Origin of the sequence: Serratia sp. CY31944, assembly GCF_052169175.1 — a bacterium.
Classification (GTDB): Bacteria; Pseudomonadota; Gammaproteobacteria; order Enterobacterales; family Enterobacteriaceae; genus Serratia; species Serratia sarumanii.
In genome coordinates this window covers 96,024-114,357 of sequence record NZ_JBJNLG010000006.1, presented here as the reverse complement: position 1 = coordinate 114,357, position 18,334 = coordinate 96,024, and the positions used below count along the sequence as shown (strand labels likewise).

Sequence of the window (18,334 nt, the reverse complement as noted above, 5' to 3'; positions counted from 1 at the left end):
GGCCTTTAGTTTAATAACCGTAAAATAGCTCGGGAATAATTATCCCCTAAGTTTTCATTGTCGTACAGATGTCCTCTCCTGAGAACATTCTGAATAATCTCGCCTTGGTTTTTTGCCAGCGGCGCAGGTCGGAATCATTGATACCGTAGCTGCTGAACAGCGTATAGGTATCATCGAGATATTCTTCGACTAACTCCGACAGGTCTGATTCGTCCATGTATTTAATTTTATAACTCATCACAAACGAAGCGATATGTTCGATCAACTCATTAAGCTGCAGGTTGACGGAGGACGTCGGATCGTTGACCCACCCATGGTGACTGTCTCCCAGGGTAGCGATACCTTCATCATACAAATTTTCGCACAAGAATTTGAGCTGAGCAATGTCGTGTCGCTTAGGCGAATACTCATCCATATCATCCCCTCCGTAAGTCTTAATTGCGGTGTGATAACACTATGTGAGTAAGCTGATTTACATCATGGACGGAGGCAGCTTAACGGTGGTTAAATAAACTTCCCGTAAAATGAATATAAATCATTTTTTCGCGTTTGGCCTGCAGTTATTACGTAAACTTACAATTCATCCGCAGTTGATGGCCGAGAGTTATCAATGATGTCGAAGATTAAACCCCGCTCCGTCACTCGGAACCGTACGCTGTCGTTGATGATATCTTCGCTGTTGATATCCAGACAGGCATTAAAAATGCCCCACTTATAGCGATAACTCATTGAATAATCGCCGTCACCTTGTCGTACTATATCAAGTATTTCTAATGAATCTTCGGCATAGCGTGCGCTTTCAGAATAAAAACTGAGTCCGCTGGTCAGCGCCGGCACTAACTCCGCTATATTGTCATTAATCACTTTCTTTAATTTTTTAACAGAAAGTGCGTTGACGTCCAGGTTACAGGCAAGGGTAACAAGCATTAATCTCGGCCAACAGCAATGTTATCTGCTTATCTTACTCCTTTTTCACTCACGCCGGTAAATTTTTCGATTTACCGCTGTTCTTTACCTTATGCCAACATTTCAACCGAATGGGAATATCCCTGAATTTGATAAGGAGGCTGCGGGGGAAGCGCCGCTGCGCGAGGGACTGTTACGTTCCGTTGCATTATTGTCGCGCCATAGCTTGAGATGTGGTAATGGGTGTGATGTTATATTATAACTGTTAACCCATCATTTTGGTCACCACATTGACTCCCTCTTCACAACATGACGCCGCGCCGTCACTGAATTCGTTGTTTACCACCTCCGCCGCCGCGCGCTGTGCGGGGGCCGTTGCGCTGCTGGCCCTGCTGTGGCTCGGCATCTTCTGGGCGGTATCGCTGCCATGATCTCCTTGCGCCAACTGGCGATAGGCTATGGCGTCACGCCGCTTTTCCCGCCGCTGAGCGGGCAGTTCAGCGCCGGTTCGTTAACCGCGGTGGTGGGCGTCAACGGGGCCGGGAAATCGACGTTGCTGAAAACGCTCGCCGGATTGTTGCCGCCGCTGGGCGGCAGTCTGAGTTTTAGCGGCGGCAAGCCACCGCGCAGGGCTTATCTACCGCAGCAGGCCGAGTTGGATCGGCAATTCCCGATCGCGGTAAGCGATCTGGTGTCGATGGGCTGTTGGCCGCAAAGCGGCATGTTCGGCGGCATGAACAGGCGCGCGGCAAGCCAGGTCAATGAGGCGCTGGCGAACGTTGGCATGAGCGCGCTGGCGCGCAGCCCGGTGGGCGAACTGTCCGGCGGCCAGCTGCAGCGGGTGCTGTTTGCGCGCCTGCTGGTTCAACCGGCGCCGCTGATTTTGCTGGATGAACCTTTCACCGGCATCGACAGCGCCACCACGCAGATCCTGCTGCAGGCGATCGCGCAACTGCACCGGCAGGGGAAAACGGTGATCGCCGTGCTGCACGATATGTCGATGGTCGCCGAGCATTTTCCACAGGTGCTGTTGCTGACGCCGCAGGCTTGCCACTGGGGCGCGGCCGAGCGGGTATTGGAACAGGTGCCGAGGTATCACGCCGCCGAACGGCAGCCGGATCTGCGGGCGGTGGCGCGATGATGCTGTGGCATGGGCTTATCGATCCTTTCCTCTCTTTCGGTTTTATGCGCCGCGCGCTCATGGCGTGCCTGGCGTTGTCGCTCAGCGCCGCCCCGCTGGGCGTGTTTTTGCTGCTGCGCCGCATGAGCCTGGTGGGGGATGCCTTGTCCCACGCGGTGTTGCCGGGCGCGGCGATCGGCTATCTGATCTCCGGTATGTCGCTGGTGGCGATGGGGGTGGGCGGCTTTATCGCCGGGCTGGCGGTGGCGATGCTGTCCGGCCTGGTGAGCCGCCGCACGCCGCTGAAAGAGGACGCCAGCTTCGCCGGGTTCTATCTGGGCTCACTGGCGCTGGGGGTCACGCTGGTCTCGCTGCGCGGCTCCAGCGTGGATCTGCTGCACGTGCTGTTCGGTTCGATCCTGGCGGTGGATGCGCAGGCGATGCTGATGGTCGGAGCGATCGCCTCGGTTTCGCTGCTGGCGCTGGCGGCGCTGTACCGTGCATTGGTGATCGAGTCCTTCGACGTCACGTTCCTGCGCGTCAATGCGCCGCGCCGGTTGGCGCTGATCCACGGCCTGTTTCTGGCGCTGGTGGTGGTCAATCTGGTGGCGGGATTCCAGATCCTCGGCACCCTGATGTCGGTGGGGCTGATGATGCTGCCTGCCGCCAGCGCGCGCTTCTGGGCGCGCAATCTGCCGCAGACGCTGGCGACGGCGATGGGCATCGGCGCGCTTTCCAGCCTGATTGGGTTGGTGTGGTCCTATTACGCTTCGCTGCCCGCCGGCCCGGCGATCGTGCTCAGCGCCAGCGTCATCTTTTTCGTCTCGATCCTGTTTGGAACGCGCGGAGGCATTTACGCCTTCGCGCGCCGTTGAGAAGTGCCATTTGCAAGGAGAAAGTATGAAACGTTTACCTATATCGCTGGCGGTCGCTGCGCTGCTGGCCAGCCCATTGGCGATGGCGAAGACCGTCGACGCCGTCGCCAGCTTTTCCATTCTGGGGGATATCGTCAAACAGGTGGGGGGCGATCATGTCAAGGTCAGCACGCTGGTGGGGCCGGATGGCGATCCGCACAGTTTCGAGCCTTCGCCGCAGGACGGCAAAAAGTTGGCTCAGGCTGATGTGGTATTCGTCAGCGGACTGGGGCTGGAAGGGTGGATCGATCGCCTGGTCAGCGCTTCGGGTTATAAAGGGCAGGTGATCACCGCTTCACAGGGCATCAGCACCCGCCAGATGGAGGAGGACGGCAAAGCGATTACCGATCCTCACGCCTGGAACAGCATGAAAAACGGCGTGCAGTACGCCACCAACGTGATGAACGCCCTGATTGCCGTCGATCCCGAGGATGCCAACTATTTTCGCCAGCGCGGGGCCGAATACATTCAGCAACTGCAAAAGCTGGACCTGTGGGCCAAAACCCAGTTCGCCGCAGTGCCGCCACAGAAACGTAAAGTGCTGACCAGCCATGATGCTTTTGGTTACTTTGGGCAAGAGTATGGCGTCACCTTCCTTGCCCCGGTCGGATTTTCCACCGAGGCCGAAGCCAGCGCCAGCGACGTGGCCGGCCTGATCAAGCAGATCAAACAGGAAAAGGTCAACGCTTACTTTATCGAGAATCAGACCGATCCGCGGTTGGTGAAACAGATTGCCGCCGCCACCGGCGCCAAGGCGGGCGGCGAGCTGTACCCTGAAGCGCTCTCCCGTGCGGGCGGCCCGGCGGCCACCTATGAACAGGCGTTCAAACACAATGTCGACGTGCTGCTGAGCAGCATGAAGTAACCTCTGCCCCCGCCTGCCGGCGGGGGACAGCTTGCAGGCACTTTCTCGCCATAAAAAAAGCCCCGTTGAGCAGCAACGGGGCTTTGCGACAGATGACACTGGGGAGTTAACGCTTTTTCTTACGTCCCTGTACCGCTTTGAATCGCGGATTGCTTTTACAGATCACATAGATGCGGCCACGACGACGCACGACTTTGCAATCCGGGTGGCGATTTTTCGCCGAACGCAATGAACTCAATACCTGCATGGGATTTCCTTGTTACTTATTGCCGATAAAGCGGCCAAAGCGCTGCTGGAAGCGCGCCGTGCTGCCTTCTTTGGAATAGTCTTTCTGCTTGCCGGTGTAGTACGGATGCGAAGCGGAAGAGACGTCGAGGGTGACATACGGCCAGCTTTCGCCGTCCAGCTCGATGGTGCGATCGGTTTTGATGGTCGATCCCACTTTAAAGTAGGCGTTGGCGCTGACGTCGTGGAAGACCACGGTGCGGTAATCGGGATGGATGCCGGGTTTCATAATGGCTCTCTCGTGTAATGTTATACTATAACAATAATTATGCGCCGACCCGGCTTCGCGATCAAGCGTAAATTGCGCCCACGAGTGAATTAATGAGAACGGTTTGCATTAAGCAACTGAAGCAAAAGAAAAAGGCCGCATGCGCGGCCTTTTCGATTATCGGGTGAATGTCACATCACTGAGCGATCAGTGGTGCTCTACCGGATGGCTGTGTTCCAGGTCTTCGTTCTTCTTGCTGAAGCGGCGGCGAACCACCACGAAGAACACCGGCACGAAGAAGATCGCCAAGACGGTGGCGGTGATCATCCCGCCCATTACGCCGGTACCTACCGCGTTCTGTGCGCCGGAGCCCGCACCGCTGCTGATAACCAGCGGCAGAACCCCGAGGATGAAGGCCAGAGACGTCATCAGGATTGGACGCAGACGCATACGCACCGCTTCCAACGTCGCTTCGATCAGGCCTTTGCCTTCTTTCTCCATCAGATCCTTGGCGAATTCCACGATCAGGATGGCGTTCTTCGCCGATAGACCGATGGTGGTCAGCAGCCCCACCTGGAAGTACACGTCGTTGTTCATGCCGCGCATCGTCGCGGCCAGCAACGCACCGATAACCCCCAGCGGCAATACCAGCATGACCGAGAACGGCACGGACCAGCTTTCATACAGCGCCGCCAGACACAGGAACACCACCAGAATCGAGATGGCGTACAGCGCCGGCGCCTGGTTGCCCGACAGACGTTCCTGATAGGACATGCCGGTCCAGTCGTAACCGATGCCGCTTGGCAGTTTGGACGCCAGCTGTTCCATCAGGTTCATCGCTTCACCGGTACTCTTGCCTGGTGCGGCCTGGCCCAGAATTTCCATCGACGGCAAGCCGTTATAGCGTTCCAGGCGCGGTGAGCCGTATTCCCATTTCGCCGAAGAGAAGGCGGAGAATGGCACCATCTGGCCGCTCGTGCCGCGCACGTACCACTTGTTGATGTCTTCCGGCAGCATACGGAACGGCGCGTCGGCCTGTACGTATACCTTCTTCACACGACCGCGGTCGATGAAGTCGTTGACGTACGAGCCGCCCAGCGCGGTGCTCAGCGTGCTGTTGATGGTGGTGATGCTGACGCCCAGCGCCTTGGCTTTCTCCTGATCGACGATCAGTTTGAACTGCGGCGTATCTTCCAGGCCGTTCGGGCGCACGCCCACCAGCACGTCCGGATGTTGAGCAACCATGCCCAACAGCTGGTTACGCGCTTCGGTCAGTTTCTCGTGCCCCAGGCCGCCCTGGTCAATCAGCTCGAAGTCGAAGCCGGTGGCGGTACCGAGTTCGATGATCGCCGGCAGGTTGAACGGGAATACCAGGCCTTCTTTAATCTGCGAGAATGCGCCCATGGCGCGACCCGCGATCGCTTCGACCTTGTTCTCGCTCCCTGGACGCTCGCCCCAGTCTTTCAGGCTGACGAATGCCAGGCCGTTGTTCTGGCCGTTACCGTTGAAGCCGAAGCCCGCGACGGTAAACACCGAAACCACGTTGTCCTTTTCCTTGTTCAGGAAGTAGTCGGAGACTTCTTCCAGAACTTTGTTGGTGCGGGACTCGGTGGCGCCGGCAGGCAGCTGCACCATGGTCAACAGGATGCCCTGATCTTCGTCCGGCAGGAACGAGGAAGGCAGGCGCAGGAACAGCAGGCCCATGCCAACCACGATCAGCAGGTAGATGATCAGATAGCGGCCGGTGCTGCGCAGGATGTTGCCCACGCTGTCGGTATAGTGATGCGTGCTTTTCTCGAACATGCGGTTAAACCAGCCGAAGAAGCCTGTTTTAACCCCGTGATCGCCTTTCGGGATCGGTTTGAGCATGGTGGCGCACAGCGCCGGCGTCAGGATCAAGGCCACCAGCACCGACAGCGCCATCGCGGACACGATGGTGATCGAGAACTGGCGATAGATGGCGCCGGTTGAACCGCCGAAGAACGCCATCGGCACGAATACCGCCGACAGCACCATGGCGATACCCACCAGCGCGCCCTGAATCTGGCCCATCGATTTACGGGTGGCTTCTTTCGGCGGCAGCCCCTCTTCGGCCATGACGCGCTCGACGTTTTCCACCACCACGATGGCGTCATCCACCAGCAGGCCGATCGCCAACACCATGCCGAACATCGTCAGGGTGTTTATCGAGAAGCCGAACGCCGCGAGTATCGCAAAGGTCCCCAGCAGCACCACCGGCACCGCGATGGTTGGGATCAGCGTCGCGCGGAAGTTCTGCAGGAACAGATACATCACCAGGAATACCAGGATGATGGCTTCGATCAGCGTTTTCACCACTTCGTTGATGGAGATCTTAACGAACGGGGTGGTGTCGTACGGATAAACCACTTTCATCCCTTGCGGGAAGAATGGCGTCATCTTGGCCAGCTCATCTTTCACACCTTTGGCGGTGTTCAAGGCGTTGGCGCCGGTTGCCAGTTTGATACCCAGACCGGCGGCAGGCTTACCGTTATAGCGAGCGGTAACGGCATAGCTTTCCGCGCCGCGCTCGATGTGAGCGACGTCGCGCAGGCGTACCTGGGAACCGTCGGTATTCACCTTCAGCAGGATCTTGCCGAACTCTTCCGGCGAAGTCAGACGGGTCTGCGCGATGATCGAGGCGTTCAACTGCTGCCCCGGCACCGGCGGCAGGCCGCCCAGCTGGCCTGCGGCGATCTGGTTGTTCTGCTCGGTGATGGCGGAGGTCACGTCCGTGGTCGTCAGCTGGTAGTTGTTCAGCTTGTTCGGATCCAGCCAGATACGCATCGCGTACTGGGCACCGAACAGCTGCACTTCACCCACGCCGGACGAACGGCTGATCGGATCCTTGATGTTGGACGCCACGTAGTCCGCAATATCGTCCTGAGTCATGTTCGGATCGTCGGAAACGAAGCCGGCCACCATCAGGAAGCTGCTGCTGGATTTTTCTACTTTCAGGCCCTGTTGCTGAACTTCTTGCGGCAGCAACGGGGTGGCCAACGACAGTTTGTTCTGGACCTGAACCTGCGCGATGTCAGGATCGGTGCCGGATTCAAACGTCAGGGTAATGGTGACGCTACCAGAGGAATCACTGGTGGAGGACATGTACATCAGGTTATCGATACCGTTCATGTTCTGTTCGATAATCTGCGTGACGGTATCCTGCACCGTTTTGGCATCTGCGCCCGGGTAGTTGGCGGAAATACTCACCGCCGGCGGTGCAATAGTGGGATACTGCGCAATAGGCAGTTTCATTATTGCAAGCACCCCCGCCAACATGACGATGATGGCGATTACCCAGGCGAAAATTGGGCGGTCTATAAAGAACTTAGCCATGTATTACAGGCTCCTTTTTATGACTTCTGCGCTTCAGACTGCGGCTGTTTTTGCGCCTGAGTGTCAACTTCCTGCACTTTTACCTGCGCGCCCGGATGCACTTTCATCAGGCCGGAGACGATCACGCGATCGCCGGCTTTCAGGCCATCGGTAACCAGCCATTTGTCGCCAATCGCCTGGTCCGCCTTCAGCGTGCGCAGCTCAACTTTGTCGTCTGCCCCTACCACCAACGCCGTCGCTTCGCCGCGCGGGTTGCGGGTTACGCCTTGCTGAGGCACCAGCAGCGCATCGCTGCGCACGCCTTCGTCCAGACGGGCGCGCACGAACATGCCCGGCAGCAGCGTATCGTTCGGGTTAGGGAACAGGGCGCGAATGGTGATGGAGCCGGTGGTCTCGTCGACGGTGACGTCGGAGAATTCCAGCGTGCCTTCCTGTGCGTATTCGGTGCCGTTTTCCAGCAGCAGTTTCACTTTAGCCTTGCCGTTTTCCTGCTTCAGCGCGCCGCTGGCCAACTCTTGCTTCAGGCGCAGGAAGTCGGTGCTCGACTGGGTGACGTCGACATACATCGGATCCAGCTGCTGCACGGTGGACAGGGCGGTCGCCTGGCCGTTGCTGACCAGCGCGCCTTCGGTCACGGCGGACTTGCCGATGCGGCCGGAGATCGGGGAGGTCACCTTGGTGTACGCCAGGTTGATGCGCGCGGTTTCCACGGCGGCCTTGGCGGCCACCACGGCGGCATCCGCCTGCTGCAGGGTGGAGACGGCGTTGTCGTAGTCCTGCTTGCTGATGTAGCTGGTACCCAGCAATGGCTTGTAGCGGTTTACCGTCACGCGTGCGATGGAAGCGCTGGCCTGTGCTTTGGCCAAATCGCCTTTCGCGCTGTCGTAGCTGGCTTGATAGGTGGCGGGATCGATTTGGTACAGAGACGTCCCGGCCTTGATATCGCTGCCTTCAACGAAGTTGCGCTTCAGGATGATGCCGCTGACCTGAGGGCGAACTTCGGCGATACGATACGCAGCGGTGCGGCCAGGAAGATCGGTAGTGATGTTGAGAGGCTCGGCCTTCAAGGTGACTACGCCCACTTCAGGCGCCTGTTGTTGGGCGCCTTGCTGTTGGGTTTCTTTATCGTTACATCCTGTTAGCACTAAGCTGCCTGAAAGCATCAGAACGGCCGCCAGAGGCGTTAACCCTCTGTTTTTGTTCATAGAAAAACCTCAAGTGTCCGATTTCAAAATGATCAATGGATCACAAGCTTTAAAACCCATTGCTGCGTTAATTATATGTGCGTGCTATGGTACATACATTCGCGAATGTATGTAAATCACACTCCCCCTAAATAACAATGCCATGGCACGAAAAACCAAACAGCAGGCGCAAGAAACCCGACAGCAAATCCTTGATGCTGCGGTGAGAGAGTTCTCTGAACGTGGCGTTGCTGCAACGTCACTGACAGATATTGCCACCGCTGCCGGGGTTACGCGTGGAGCCATTTACTGGCACTTCAAGAATAAGGTAGACCTGTTTAATGAAGTTTGGGAATCTACCGAGCCGAAAATTGACCAGCTCGAAACAGAGTATCAGGCAAAGTTTCCCGATAATCCACTGCGGGTTATCCGAGAAATTCTGATTTACATTCTGACGTCTACGGTTGAAGACGGCCGTAGGCGGGCGTTGATGGAAATTATATTCCACAAATGCGAGTTTGTCGGTGAAATGATGCCGCTGCTGGATTCGCGCAAGGTGCTCTACCTCGCCGGCTACGAACGCATTGAAGCGGTGCTGTATAACTGCATTCACCACGGGCAATTACCCGCCGATTTACATACCCGCCGCGCGGCGATCATCCTGCGCGGTTATATCACCGGCCTGATGGAAAACTGGCTGTTTATGCCGGAAAGTTTCGATCTACGGGCCGAAGCCGAAGCGCTGGTGGACGCGTTTTTGGAAATGCTGCAGTTTTGCCCTACCTTGCGCCTCAAACCCGACGCGGCGACGTCTGACGCCGACCGCCTTCCTTTATAAGGAGAGATTTCATGTCATCAGTTGTTCTCATCGCCAATGGCGCCGCCTATGGCCATGAATCCTTGTTCAATGCGCTGCGGTTGGCCATCGCCATGAAAGAGCAGCAGAGCAGTCTCGACCTGCGGCTGTTTCTGATGTCCGATGCGGTGGTGGCCGGGCTGGCCGGGCAGCAGCCGCACGAGGGATACCACCTGCAGCAGATGCTGGAGATCCTCACCGCGCAGCAGGTGCCGGTCAAGCTGTGCAAGACCTGTGCCGACGCGCGCGGCGTCAGCCGCTTGCCGCTGGCGGACGGCGTGGCGATCGGTACGTTGGTCGAGCTGGCGCAGTGGACGCTGGCGGCGGAAAAAGTGCTGACTTTCTGATTCCGCTGCAACGGGCCATCAGCTGCAACGTTTTTGTTGTTCGTTGCCCGCCGGCGGCCGTGACAATCTTCAGGCTTCTTAACCGATCCGAAGCTAAATCATGCAGCGCTGATTGATTCTGCCTTCTCTGACGCCGCTCACGTTTGTCGGCGCATCGCCGCCGCGACACGCTTTTTTTTTCCTTATTTATTTGCGCGCTCAGCTCGCCGGACGAAGGCGGGCTGATGAGCGTTGAAAGACGAAAGGGACAGCGGCGCTGTCCCTGATTACTGTCCGGCAGGCAGATAGGGGGAGGTGACGCCGGCGCGCTGCAGTTTTTCCTGATAATCCCGTTTGACGATATCCAGCGCCGCCAGCGCGGTGGCCGGATCGATCTCGTTGCATTCCAGCAGGTAAATCAAGTCTACCGCCAGCTGCAGTTCGGGTGAGGCGTTTTCCAGAGACATAGCACCTGCGCTTAATTAATGGAATGAATAACTCGCGTACCGGCTGAGTATAGTGAACCCGGCGCGCAACCGGGAATAATCATTAAAATATTGTGATAAATCTTCAAAAACCGTTTTCTTTGCGCTCGATATTGCGCTCGATGCGCGCCAGCGCCTGGCGGCAGCGCATCAGGCGCCCCTCCAGCGCCGCCAGCTCGTGCTGCAGCTTTTGCTGCGTCGCCAGCGTGGTCTGGCGGCCGAGCAGGCTTTCCCGATCCTGAATCATGGCGACCAGCCGGCGTTCGTAGTCCTGATGCTCGGCCAGCTTGTGGTACAGATCGGCCTCGGGGGCTTCTTTCGGCTGGTTCTTGCGCCGCAGCGCCTGGGTGGCCAGCTCGCGCTGCAGGGCGGCGATCTGAGCCACCAGTTTTTCGGCCAGAAAGGCCACCTGGCTGGTGCGGCTGTCGTTGGCGGCGCTTTGCAGCTGGGCGAAATTCTTCTCCACCTCGGCCAGGTAGTCGCGCAACCGCGTGCCGCGGTTGGCGAACAGGGCGGCGTCGAAGCGCGCCTGCGGGATCGGAACATCGCCGCGCGGGGTCACTTCGGCCGCCAGCGCCGCGATCTGCTGTGCCAACACCTGTAATAGACGCTGAGTGCTCACATAAGCTCCCTCTTGATTTCAACAGGCGTAAGCTTGCCCGCGATCCTGCCGTGAAACAAGCGCCGCACGCATATTCCGCCGGCGCGGCGCCGATGCTACAGTAGGCGGCAACCGATTGAGGAGCGAAGAGCCGCATGACGCGTGGGTTATTGATCATTTTGGGCTGGCTGGCGGTGGTGCTGGCGACGTTGGGCGTGGTGTTGCCGCTGTTGCCGACCACGCCGTTTCTGCTGTTGGCCGCCTGGTGTTTCGCCCGCTCTTCGCCGCGCTTTCATCACTGGCTGCTGCACCGTTCCTGGTTCGGCCCCTACCTGCGCCACTGGCAACAGTATCGTGCGCTGCCGCCGGGAGCGAAGTGGAAGGCGGTGCTGGTGATCGTGCTCACCTTCGCCTGTTCGCTGTGGCTGGTGAAAATCTGGTGGGTGCGCGGGCTGTTGCTGCTGATGCTGGCCATTTTGCTGACCTTTATGCTGCGCCTGCCGGTTATTGACCTGCCGCAACAAAAACAGCGCTGATTGTGCGCCGCCGGTTGCATTTGTCCGCCAGTTTGCATAGATTTGGGCGTTTTCGTGCGCGGATCGCCTGCCACTTCATCTCCGGTGTGTTTCACCCGGGGCGGCGGGTGAGCGGCGCGCCGGTTTTCAGGCAGTTTTATCAGGCAACAATTATGACCGCTACTGCGCAGCAGCTTCAGTTTATTAAAGACAGTATCAAAACCATCCCGGATTATCCGAAGCCGGGCATCCTGTTCCGCGACGTGACCAGCCTGCTGGAAAACCCGTTGGCCTACGCCGCCAGCATCGAGCTGCTGGTTGAGCGCTATCGCGAAGCGGGCGTGACCAAGGTGGTGGGTACCGAAGCGCGTGGTTTCCTGTTCGGCGCGCCCGTTGCGCTGGCGTTGGGCGTCGGTTTCGTGCCGGTGCGCAAACCGGGCAAACTGCCGCGCGCCACGCTCAGCGAAAGCTATGAGCTGGAGTACGGCACCGACAAGCTGGAGATCCACACCGACGCCATCACCGCGGGTGACAAAGTGCTGGTGGTGGACGATCTGCTGGCGACCGGCGGCACCATAGAAGCGACCACCAAACTGATCCGCCGCCTGGGCGGTGAAGTGAACGACGCCGCATTCATCATCAACCTGCCGGATCTGGGCGGGGAAGCGCGTCTGAACAAGCTGGGCATCGACTGCTACTGCCTGGTGGACTTCGCCGGCCATTGATGTGGCATCGCCCCTTGGGCACAACGGCCTCGCGGATCGCCGCGGGGCTGTGTTAGCATGACCCTCCAGATTCCTCGACTTCTCCGGTATTAATGAGCTATCAGGTTCTCGCCCGTAAGTGGCGCCCTCAAACGTTCGCAGACGTGGTCGGCCAGGAACATGTCCTGACCGCGCTGGCCAACGGCCTCTCGCTGGGGCGGATCCATCACGCCTATCTGTTCTCGGGCACGCGCGGCGTGGGGAAAACCACCATCGCGCGCCTGCTGGCCAAAGGCCTGAACTGTGAAACCGGCATCACCGCCACGCCGTGCGGCCAATGCGACAACTGCCGCGAGATCGAGCAGGGGCGCTTCGTCGATCTGATCGAGATCGACGCCGCTTCCCGAACCAAGGTGGAAGATACCCGCGATCTGCTGGACAACGTTCAGTACGCGCCGGCGCGCGGCCGCTTCAAGGTCTACCTGATCGATGAAGTGCACATGCTCTCGCGCCACAGCTTCAACGCGTTGCTCAAGACGCTGGAAGAGCCGCCGCCGCACGTCAAATTCCTGTTGGCCACCACCGATCCGCAAAAGCTGCCGGTGACCATTCTCTCGCGCTGTCTGCAATTCCACCTCAAGGCGCTGGACGTCGATCAGATCCGCCAGCAGCTGGAAACGGTGCTGACGGCGGAGCAGATCACCAGCGACGCCCGCGCGCTGCAGCTGCTGGCGCGCGCCGCCGACGGCAGCATGCGCGATGCGCTGAGCCTGACCGATCAGGCGATCGCCATGGGGCAGGGGCAGGTGACCGCCGCCACCGTCAGCCAGATGCTCGGCACGCTCGATGACGAACAGCCGCTGGCGATCCTCGAAGCGCTGGTCAGCGCCGACGGCGAAAAGGTGATGGCTCAGGTCGCACAGGCCGCTTCGCGCGGCGTGGACTGGGAAAACCTGCTGGTGGAGACGCTGGCGCTGCTGCACCGCATTGCGATGGTGCAGCTGCTGCCTTCGATGCTCGACAATCAGTACGCCGCCGTGGAACAACGGCTGCGTGAGCTGGCGCGCACCCTGCCGCCGGCCGATGTGCAACTTTACTACCAGACGCTGTTGGTCGGCCGCAAAGAGCTGGCCTATGCGCCGGATCGCCGCATGGGGGTTGAGATGACCCTGCTGCGCGCGCTGGCGTTTCACCCGAAAGCGGTGATCCCGGAGCCGGTGGCGTTGGTGCAGACCGCGCCGGCGCCGATGGCGCAGCCGCAGGCCGCCGCATCGCAACAGCCGCCGCAGTTTCAGGACGCGCCGCCGCCACTAGGGCAGCCGGCCGCGCCGTCGCGGCAATCATCGACCCCATTACCGGATGCCACCGCCCAGCTGTTGAAAGCGCGGTCCCAGCTGCAGCGGCAGCAGGGAGCATCCACACCAAAAAAGAATGAGCCGGCGGCGCCAGGAATAGCGCGGCCGGCAAACTCGGCGCTGGGGCGTTTGGCTTCCGTGACCGAGCGTAGCCAGCAGCGTCTGGCGGAGAAGAAGGTGCCGGAAAAACCGGCCAAGCCGGAAGCCTATCGCTGGCGCGCGCAGACCGAGCCGGAAGCGGCGCCGGAACCGCTGGCGACGCCGAAAGCGTTGCGCACGGCGTTGGAGCACGAGAAAACGCCGGAGCTGGCCGCCAAGCTGGTGGTGGAGTCGCTGGAGCGCGACGCCTGGGCGGCGGAAATCGACAGGCTGAAGATCCCGAAACTGGTGCAGCAGCTGGCGTTGAACGCCTTCAAGCAGCAGCCGGAAGCGGGCAAGATTTGCCTCCATCTGCGGTCTTCGCAGCGTCATCTGAATTCGCCTTCGGCGCAGAAGACGCTGGCCGAAGCGCTCGGCGAGCTGTACGGCAGCCCGATCGAGCTGACCGTGATAGAGGACGATAATCCGGCGGAGCGCACCCCGCTGGAGTGGCGACAAGCCATCTATGAAGAAAAGCTGGCGCAGGCGCGCCAGTCCATCGTTGCGGATACCCATATTCAGACGCTGTGCCGGTTCTTCGACGCGGATCTGGATGAAGAGAGTATCCGCCCCCTTTAAACGCCGCGCGAGGTGCGCGGCCCTAGCGACGAGAGACGACTATGTTTGGTAAAGGCGGTCTGGGCAACCTGATGAAGCAAGCCCAGCAAATGCAAGAAAAAATGCAGCAGATGCAGGAAGAAGTCGCCAAATTGGAAGTGACCGGCGAGTCTGGCGCGGGCCTGGTGAAGGTCACCATCAACGGTGCGCACAACTGCCGCCGCGTGGAGATCGATCCTAGCCTGATGGAAGACGACAAAGAGATGCTGGAAGATCTGATCGCCGCCGCGTTCAACGACGCCGCGCGCCGCATCGAAGAGACCCAGAAAGAGAAGATGGCCTCCGTCTCCAGCGGCATGCAGTTGCCGCCTGGCTTCAAGATGCCGTTCTGATGCAAACCAGCCCGCTCCTTGAATCCCTGATGGAGGCGCTGCGCTGCCTGCCGGGCGTCGGCCCGAAATCGGCGCAGCGCATGGCGTTTCAGCTGCTGCAGCGCGATCGCAGCGGCGGCATGCGCCTGGCGCAGGCGTTGACGCGCGCGATGTCGGAAATCGGCCACTGCGCCGACTGCCGCACCTTCACCGAGCAGGACGTCTGCACCATCTGCGCCAATCCGCGCCGTCAGCAAAACGGCCAGATTTGCGTGGTGGAAAGCCCGGCGGATATCCACGCCATCGAGCAGACCGGCCAGTTCGCCGGGCGCTACTTTGTGCTGATGGGGCATCTGTCGCCGCTGGACGGCATCGGGCCGGGCGATATCGGTCTGGATCGCCTGGAGCAACGGCTGGAAAAGGAAAGCATCACCGAAGTGATCCTCGCCACCAACCCGACGGTGGAAGGGGAAGCGACCGCCAACTACATCGCCGAGATGTGCGGCCAGTATGGCGTGCTCGCCAGCCGCATCGCCCACGGCGTGCCGGTGGGCGGCGAGCTGGAGATGGTCGACGGCACCACGCTGTCGCATTCGCTGGCCGGGCGTCACGCCATCAAGTTCTGATGTTTTCCCGGATGGGGCCGTTCGGCCCCGTCATTTTTTTGCCAAAAATCTCCCGCCGTCCGCTTGAAAAACAAGACCCTGACCCTCATCTGATCCTCATTGTTCGATTTTGGTAGCCATTGTCTTTTGAGGTAATCAATGAGTATGAAAGGTCAAGAAACCCGCGGGTTCCAGTCTGAAGTAAAACAGCTGCTTCATTTGATGATCCATTCGCTGTACTCCAACAAAGAAATTTTCCTGCGCGAGCTGATTTCCAACGCCTCTGACGCCGCCGACAAGCTGCGCTTCCGCGCCCTGTCCGCGCCAGAGCTGTACGCCGGCGACGGCGAGCTGCGTGTACGCTTGTCCTTCGATAAAGAGCAGCGCACCCTGACCATCGCCGACAACGGCATCGGCATGCGCCGCGAAGAAGTGATCGAAAACCTCGGCACCATCGCCAAGTCCGGCACCAAAGCGTTCCTGGAATCCATCGGTTCCGACCAGGCGAAAGACAGCCAGCTGATCGGCCAGTTCGGCGTCGGTTTCTACTCGGCGTTCATCGTGGCGGACAAAGTGACCGTGCGCACCCGCGCCGCCGGCGCCGCCGATGACGAAGGCGTGTTCTGGGAGTCCGCCGGCGAAGGCGACTACACCATCGCCGATATCACCAAAGAGACGCGCGGCACCGAAATCACCCTGCATCTGCGCGAAGGCGAAGATGAGTACCTCGACGCCTGGCGCCTGCGCTCGGTGATCGGCAAATATTCCGATCACATCGCCTTGCCGGTAGAGATCGAAAGCAAAAACGAAGAAGACGACACCGTCACCTGGGAGAAGATCAACAAGGCGCAGGCCCTGTGGACCCGCAGCAAGGCTGACGTGACCGACGAAGAGTACAAAGAGTTCTACAAGCACATCGCCCACGACTTCACCGATCCGCTGAGCTGGAGCCACAACCGGGTAGAAGGCAAGCAGGAGTACACCAGTCTGCTGTATATCCCGGCGCAGGCGCCGTGGGACATGTGGAACCGCGATCACAAGCATGGTCTGAAGCTGTACGTGCAGCGCGTGTTCATCATGGACGACGCCGAGCAGTTCATGCCGAACTACCTGCGCTTCGTGCGCGGCCTGATCGACTCCAACGATCTGCCGCTGAACGTGTCGCGCGAGATCCTGCAAGACAGCCGCGTGACGCAAAACCTGCGCGGCGCGCTGACCAAGCGCGTGCTGCAAATGCTGGATAAGCTGGCCAAAGATGACGCCGAAGGCTACCAGAAATTCTGGCAGCAGTTTGGTCTGGTGCTGAAAGAGGGCCCGGCGGAAGACCACGGCAACCAGGAAGCGATCGCCAAACTGCTGCGCTTTGCCTCCACCCACGGCGACAGCTCGGCGCAGACCGTGTCGCTGGAAGAGTACGTCGGCCGCATGGCGGAAGGGCAGGAGAAGATTTACTACATCACCGCCGACAGCTACGCCGCCGCCAAGAGCAGCCCGCACCTGGAGCTGTTCCGCAAGAAAGGCATCGAAGTACTGTTGCTGTCCGATCGCATCGACGAGTGGATGATGAGCTATCTGACCGAATTCGACGGCAAGCCGTTCCAGTCGGTCAGCAAAGCGGATGAAACGCTGGATAAACTGGCGGATGAAACCGAAGAGCAGAAGGCCGCCGAGAAGCAGCTGGAGCCGTTCATCGAACGCGTGAAAACCCTGCTGGGCGAGCGGGTGAAGGATGTGCGCCTGACGCACCGCCTGACCGATACGCCGGCGATCGTGGTGACCGACGCCGACGAAATGAGCACCCAGATGGCCAAGCTGTTCGCCGCCGCCGGCCAGCAGGCGCCGGAAGTGAAGTACATTTTCGAGCTTAATCCGGAGCATGCTCTGGTCAAACGCGCATCCGATGTGGGCGATAACGAACATTTCGCCGAATGGATCGACCTGTTATTGGATCAGGCGCTGCTGGCTGAACGCGGCACGCTGGAAGATCCGAACCTGTTCATCCGTCGCATGAACAAGTTGCTGTCCGCCTGAAACTGAAAATATGCGCCCTTAACGGCACCGTTAGGGGCGCATTGCCGATTTTTCCCCGCCTTTTCTCGCTTTTTGTTCGTCCGTTTTTTTGCACATTCCGCAATCGATTTCCTTCGCGCGCCTTGAGCCTGCCCCCCCTGAAATGGTATCGTTGAGCGTTTTCGCAATTTTATAAAAACTACATAGCAAGGGGATTTACGCAATGCGTATCATTCTGCTGGGCGCTCCGGGCGCTGGTAAAGGTACTCAGGCTCAATTCATCATGGAGAAATACGGCATTCCGCAAATCTCCACCGGTGATATGTTGCGCGCAGCCGTGAAGGCCGGCAGTGAACTGGGCAAGCAGGCGAAAGAGATCATGGACGCCGGCAAGCTGGTGACCGATGAGCTGGTGATCGCGCTGGTCAAAGAGCGCATCGCTCAGGAAGATTGCCGCAAGGGCTTTCTGCTGGACGGTTTCCCACGCACCATTCCGCAGGCTGACGCGATGAAAGAAGCCGGCATCAACGTGGACTTCGTGCTGGAGTTCGACGTGCCGGACGAGCTGATCGTTGACCGCATCGTTGGCCGCCGCGTGCACGCGCCGTCCGGCCGCGTATACCACGTGAAGTTCAATCCGCCGCAGGTGGAAGGCAAAGACGACGTGACCGGCGAAGAGCTGACCACGCGCAAGGACGATCAGGAAGAGACCGTGCGCAAGCGCCTGGTGGAATACCATCAGATGACCGCGCCGCTGATCTCTTACTACAGCAAAGAAGCGGCGGCGGGCAACACCCAATACCGCAAAATCGACGGCACCCGCAAGGTGGCCGAAGTGAGCGCAGAGCTGGCGACCATCCTCGGTTGATCGCAAGCACGTTGTGCATGACGCCGGGCCTGTGGCCCGGCGTTTTTTTTGCCGTTTTCCCGCCAAATTGTGATCGCGGCGGCTTGTTGCGGCCGTGCCCGTTAAT

At 59.3% G+C, this 18,334-nt stretch carries 20 protein-coding genes and 1 other annotated feature; of the genes, 12 read left to right on the top strand and 8 right to left on the bottom strand.

Going from position 1 to position 18,334, the window contains the following annotated elements; translation table 11 throughout:
* Nucleotides 1-46 precede the first annotated feature (46 nt).
* Both tomB and ACJ8IN_RS09125 read right to left on the bottom strand, forming a co-directional pair.
* Nucleotides 47-415 carry an Hha toxicity modulator TomB gene (gene tomB / locus ACJ8IN_RS09130; protein ID WP_004940312.1) on the bottom strand — a complete coding sequence of 123 codons (369 nt, stop codon included), beginning with the start codon at nt 413-415 and terminating at the stop codon, nt 47-49.
* A gap of 158 nt (nt 416-573) precedes the next feature.
* Nucleotides 574-927 (bottom strand): hypothetical protein, encoded by a 354-nt coding sequence (locus ACJ8IN_RS09125; RefSeq protein ID WP_033653245.1) that lies wholly within the window; start codon nt 925-927, stop codon nt 574-576.
* Between the two features lie 406 nt (nt 928-1,333).
* On the opposite strand from ACJ8IN_RS09125, the gene ACJ8IN_RS09120 reads away from it, so the two are divergent.
* Genes ACJ8IN_RS09120 through ACJ8IN_RS09110 form a run of 3 tightly spaced genes read left to right on the top strand, consistent with a single transcriptional unit; the run spans nt 1,334 to nt 3,805 of the window.
* Entirely contained in the window at nt 1,334-2,047 is a 714-nt protein-coding gene (locus ACJ8IN_RS09120; RefSeq protein WP_308325475.1) for a metal ABC transporter ATP-binding protein, read from the top strand.
* Nucleotides 2,044-2,901 (top strand): metal ABC transporter permease, encoded by an 858-nt coding sequence (locus ACJ8IN_RS09115; RefSeq protein ID WP_033637343.1) that lies wholly within the window; start codon nt 2,044-2,046, stop codon nt 2,899-2,901. The genes ACJ8IN_RS09120 and ACJ8IN_RS09115 overlap by 4 nt, the downstream gene beginning before the upstream one ends.
* A gap of 25 nt (nt 2,902-2,926) precedes the next feature.
* A complete protein-coding gene (locus ACJ8IN_RS09110) occupies nt 2,927-3,805 on the top strand; it encodes a metal ABC transporter substrate-binding protein (protein ID WP_308325476.1) in 879 nt (292 codons plus the stop codon).
* 106 nt (nt 3,806-3,911) lie between these two features.
* Here the strand turns inward: ACJ8IN_RS09110 and ykgO are convergent, their stop codons facing one another.
* The 4 genes from ykgO to sdeX form a co-directional block, all read right to left on the bottom strand.
* Entirely contained in the window at nt 3,912-4,052 is a 141-nt protein-coding gene (ykgO, locus tag ACJ8IN_RS09105; RefSeq protein ID WP_004940304.1) for a type B 50S ribosomal protein L36, read from the bottom strand.
* 12 nt (nt 4,053-4,064) lie between these two features.
* Complete coding sequence (locus ACJ8IN_RS09100; RefSeq protein ID WP_004940303.1) at nt 4,065-4,319, bottom strand: type B 50S ribosomal protein L31; 255 nt, start codon at nt 4,317-4,319, stop codon at nt 4,065-4,067.
* Nucleotides 4,320-4,505: 186 nt separating this feature from the next.
* Nucleotides 4,506-7,652 carry a multidrug efflux RND transporter permease subunit SdeY gene (gene sdeY / locus ACJ8IN_RS09095; RefSeq protein ID WP_033637346.1) on the bottom strand — a complete coding sequence of 1,049 codons (3,147 nt, stop codon included), beginning with the start codon at nt 7,650-7,652 and terminating at the stop codon, nt 4,506-4,508.
* Nucleotides 7,653-7,669: 17 nt separating this feature from the next.
* Complete coding sequence (gene sdeX / locus ACJ8IN_RS09090) at nt 7,670-8,857, bottom strand: multidrug efflux RND transporter periplasmic adaptor subunit SdeX (protein WP_033637347.1); 1,188 nt, start codon at nt 8,855-8,857, stop codon at nt 7,670-7,672.
* A 142-nt stretch (nt 8,858-8,999) separates the two neighbouring features.
* On the opposite strand from sdeX, the gene acrR reads away from it, so the two are divergent.
* A complete protein-coding gene (gene acrR, locus ACJ8IN_RS09085; protein WP_033637348.1) occupies nt 9,000-9,674 on the top strand; it encodes a multidrug efflux transporter transcriptional repressor AcrR in 675 nt (224 codons plus the stop codon).
* An 11-nt stretch (nt 9,675-9,685) separates the two neighbouring features.
* Nucleotides 9,686-10,039: a DsrE/DsrF/TusD sulfur relay family protein gene (locus ACJ8IN_RS09080; protein ID WP_004940282.1), complete on the top strand. Its 354-nt coding sequence runs from the start codon at nt 9,686-9,688 to the stop codon at nt 10,037-10,039.
* Nucleotides 10,040-10,305: 266 nt separating this feature from the next.
* Here the strand turns inward: ACJ8IN_RS09080 and rsmS are convergent, their stop codons facing one another.
* A complete protein-coding gene (rsmS, locus tag ACJ8IN_RS09075) occupies nt 10,306-10,485 on the bottom strand; it encodes a pleiotropic regulatory protein RsmS (protein ID WP_016928837.1) in 180 nt (59 codons plus the stop codon).
* A gap of 103 nt (nt 10,486-10,588) precedes the next feature.
* Nucleotides 10,589-11,125, bottom strand: coding sequence for a primosomal replication protein PriC (priC, locus tag ACJ8IN_RS09070; protein ID WP_060421997.1), 537 nt, complete (start codon nt 11,123-11,125; stop codon nt 10,589-10,591).
* A gap of 134 nt (nt 11,126-11,259) precedes the next feature.
* On the opposite strand from priC, the gene ACJ8IN_RS09065 reads away from it, so the two are divergent.
* The 7 genes from ACJ8IN_RS09065 (at nt 11,260) to adk (ending at nt 18,228) form a co-directional block, all read left to right on the top strand.
* Nucleotides 11,260-11,640 carry a DUF454 family protein gene (locus tag ACJ8IN_RS09065; protein ID WP_060421995.1) on the top strand — a complete coding sequence of 127 codons (381 nt, stop codon included), beginning with the start codon at nt 11,260-11,262 and terminating at the stop codon, nt 11,638-11,640.
* 152 nt (nt 11,641-11,792) lie between these two features.
* A complete protein-coding gene (gene apt / locus ACJ8IN_RS09060) occupies nt 11,793-12,344 on the top strand; it encodes an adenine phosphoribosyltransferase (RefSeq protein ID WP_015376864.1) in 552 nt (183 codons plus the stop codon).
* 92 nt (nt 12,345-12,436) lie between these two features.
* The gene (gene dnaX / locus ACJ8IN_RS09055; RefSeq protein ID WP_047568984.1) at nt 12,437-14,395 is read left to right on the top strand and encodes a DNA polymerase III subunit gamma/tau; all 1,959 of its coding nucleotides are present in this window, start codon (nt 12,437-12,439) and stop codon (nt 14,393-14,395) included.
* Nucleotides 13,728-13,792: a sequence feature (DnaX frameshifting element), on the top strand. (Overlaps the previous gene by 65 nt.)
* Nucleotides 14,396-14,436: 41 nt before the next feature.
* Entirely contained in the window at nt 14,437-14,766 is a 330-nt protein-coding gene (locus ACJ8IN_RS09050; RefSeq protein WP_004940264.1) for a YbaB/EbfC family nucleoid-associated protein, read from the top strand.
* Complete coding sequence (gene recR, locus ACJ8IN_RS09045) at nt 14,766-15,371, top strand: recombination mediator RecR (protein WP_004940263.1); 606 nt, start codon at nt 14,766-14,768, stop codon at nt 15,369-15,371. The genes ACJ8IN_RS09050 and recR overlap by 1 nt, the downstream gene beginning before the upstream one ends.
* A gap of 144 nt (nt 15,372-15,515) precedes the next feature.
* On the top strand, nt 15,516-17,381 hold the full coding sequence (gene htpG / locus ACJ8IN_RS09040) for a molecular chaperone HtpG (protein ID WP_033637352.1): 1,866 nt from the start codon (nt 15,516-15,518) through the stop codon (nt 17,379-17,381).
* 202 nt (nt 17,382-17,583) lie between these two features.
* Nucleotides 17,584-18,228, top strand: coding sequence for an adenylate kinase (adk, locus tag ACJ8IN_RS09035; protein ID WP_004940261.1), 645 nt, complete (start codon nt 17,584-17,586; stop codon nt 18,226-18,228).
* The last annotated feature ends 106 nt before the right edge of the window (nt 18,229-18,334 follow it).

Coding starts and splice junctions, on each gene's coding strand:
- adk (WP_004940261.1), top strand. CDS start 17,584: ATGCGTATCATTCTGCTGGGCGCTCCGGGCGCTGGTAAAGGTACTCAG.
- sdeY (WP_033637346.1), bottom strand. CDS start 7,652: ATGGCTAAGTTCTTTATAGACCGCCCAATTTTCGCCTGGGTAATCGCC.
- ykgO (WP_004940304.1), bottom strand. CDS start 4,052: ATGCAGGTATTGAGTTCATTGCGTTCGGCGAAAAATCGCCACCCGGAT.
- rsmS (WP_016928837.1), bottom strand. CDS start 10,485: ATGTCTCTGGAAAACGCCTCACCCGAACTGCAGCTGGCGGTAGACTTG.
- dnaX (WP_047568984.1), top strand. CDS start 12,437: ATGAGCTATCAGGTTCTCGCCCGTAAGTGGCGCCCTCAAACGTTCGCA.
- htpG (WP_033637352.1), top strand. CDS start 15,516: ATGAAAGGTCAAGAAACCCGCGGGTTCCAGTCTGAAGTAAAACAGCTG.
- sdeX (WP_033637347.1), bottom strand. CDS start 8,857: ATGAACAAAAACAGAGGGTTAACGCCTCTGGCGGCCGTTCTGATGCTT.
- ACJ8IN_RS09125 (WP_033653245.1), bottom strand. CDS start 927: ATGCTTGTTACCCTTGCCTGTAACCTGGACGTCAACGCACTTTCTGTT.
- recR (WP_004940263.1), top strand. CDS start 14,766: ATGCAAACCAGCCCGCTCCTTGAATCCCTGATGGAGGCGCTGCGCTGC.
- ACJ8IN_RS09110 (WP_308325476.1), top strand. CDS start 2,927: ATGAAACGTTTACCTATATCGCTGGCGGTCGCTGCGCTGCTGGCCAGC.
- apt (WP_015376864.1), top strand. CDS start 11,793: ATGACCGCTACTGCGCAGCAGCTTCAGTTTATTAAAGACAGTATCAAA.
- ACJ8IN_RS09065 (WP_060421995.1), top strand. CDS start 11,260: ATGACGCGTGGGTTATTGATCATTTTGGGCTGGCTGGCGGTGGTGCTG.
- ACJ8IN_RS09120 (WP_308325475.1), top strand. CDS start 1,334: ATGATCTCCTTGCGCCAACTGGCGATAGGCTATGGCGTCACGCCGCTT.
- ACJ8IN_RS09115 (WP_033637343.1), top strand. CDS start 2,044: ATGATGCTGTGGCATGGGCTTATCGATCCTTTCCTCTCTTTCGGTTTT.
- ACJ8IN_RS09080 (WP_004940282.1), top strand. CDS start 9,686: ATGTCATCAGTTGTTCTCATCGCCAATGGCGCCGCCTATGGCCATGAA.
- acrR (WP_033637348.1), top strand. CDS start 9,000: ATGGCACGAAAAACCAAACAGCAGGCGCAAGAAACCCGACAGCAAATC.
- ACJ8IN_RS09050 (WP_004940264.1), top strand. CDS start 14,437: ATGTTTGGTAAAGGCGGTCTGGGCAACCTGATGAAGCAAGCCCAGCAA.
- tomB (WP_004940312.1), bottom strand. CDS start 415: ATGGATGAGTATTCGCCTAAGCGACACGACATTGCTCAGCTCAAATTC.
- ACJ8IN_RS09100 (WP_004940303.1), bottom strand. CDS start 4,319: ATGAAACCCGGCATCCATCCCGATTACCGCACCGTGGTCTTCCACGAC.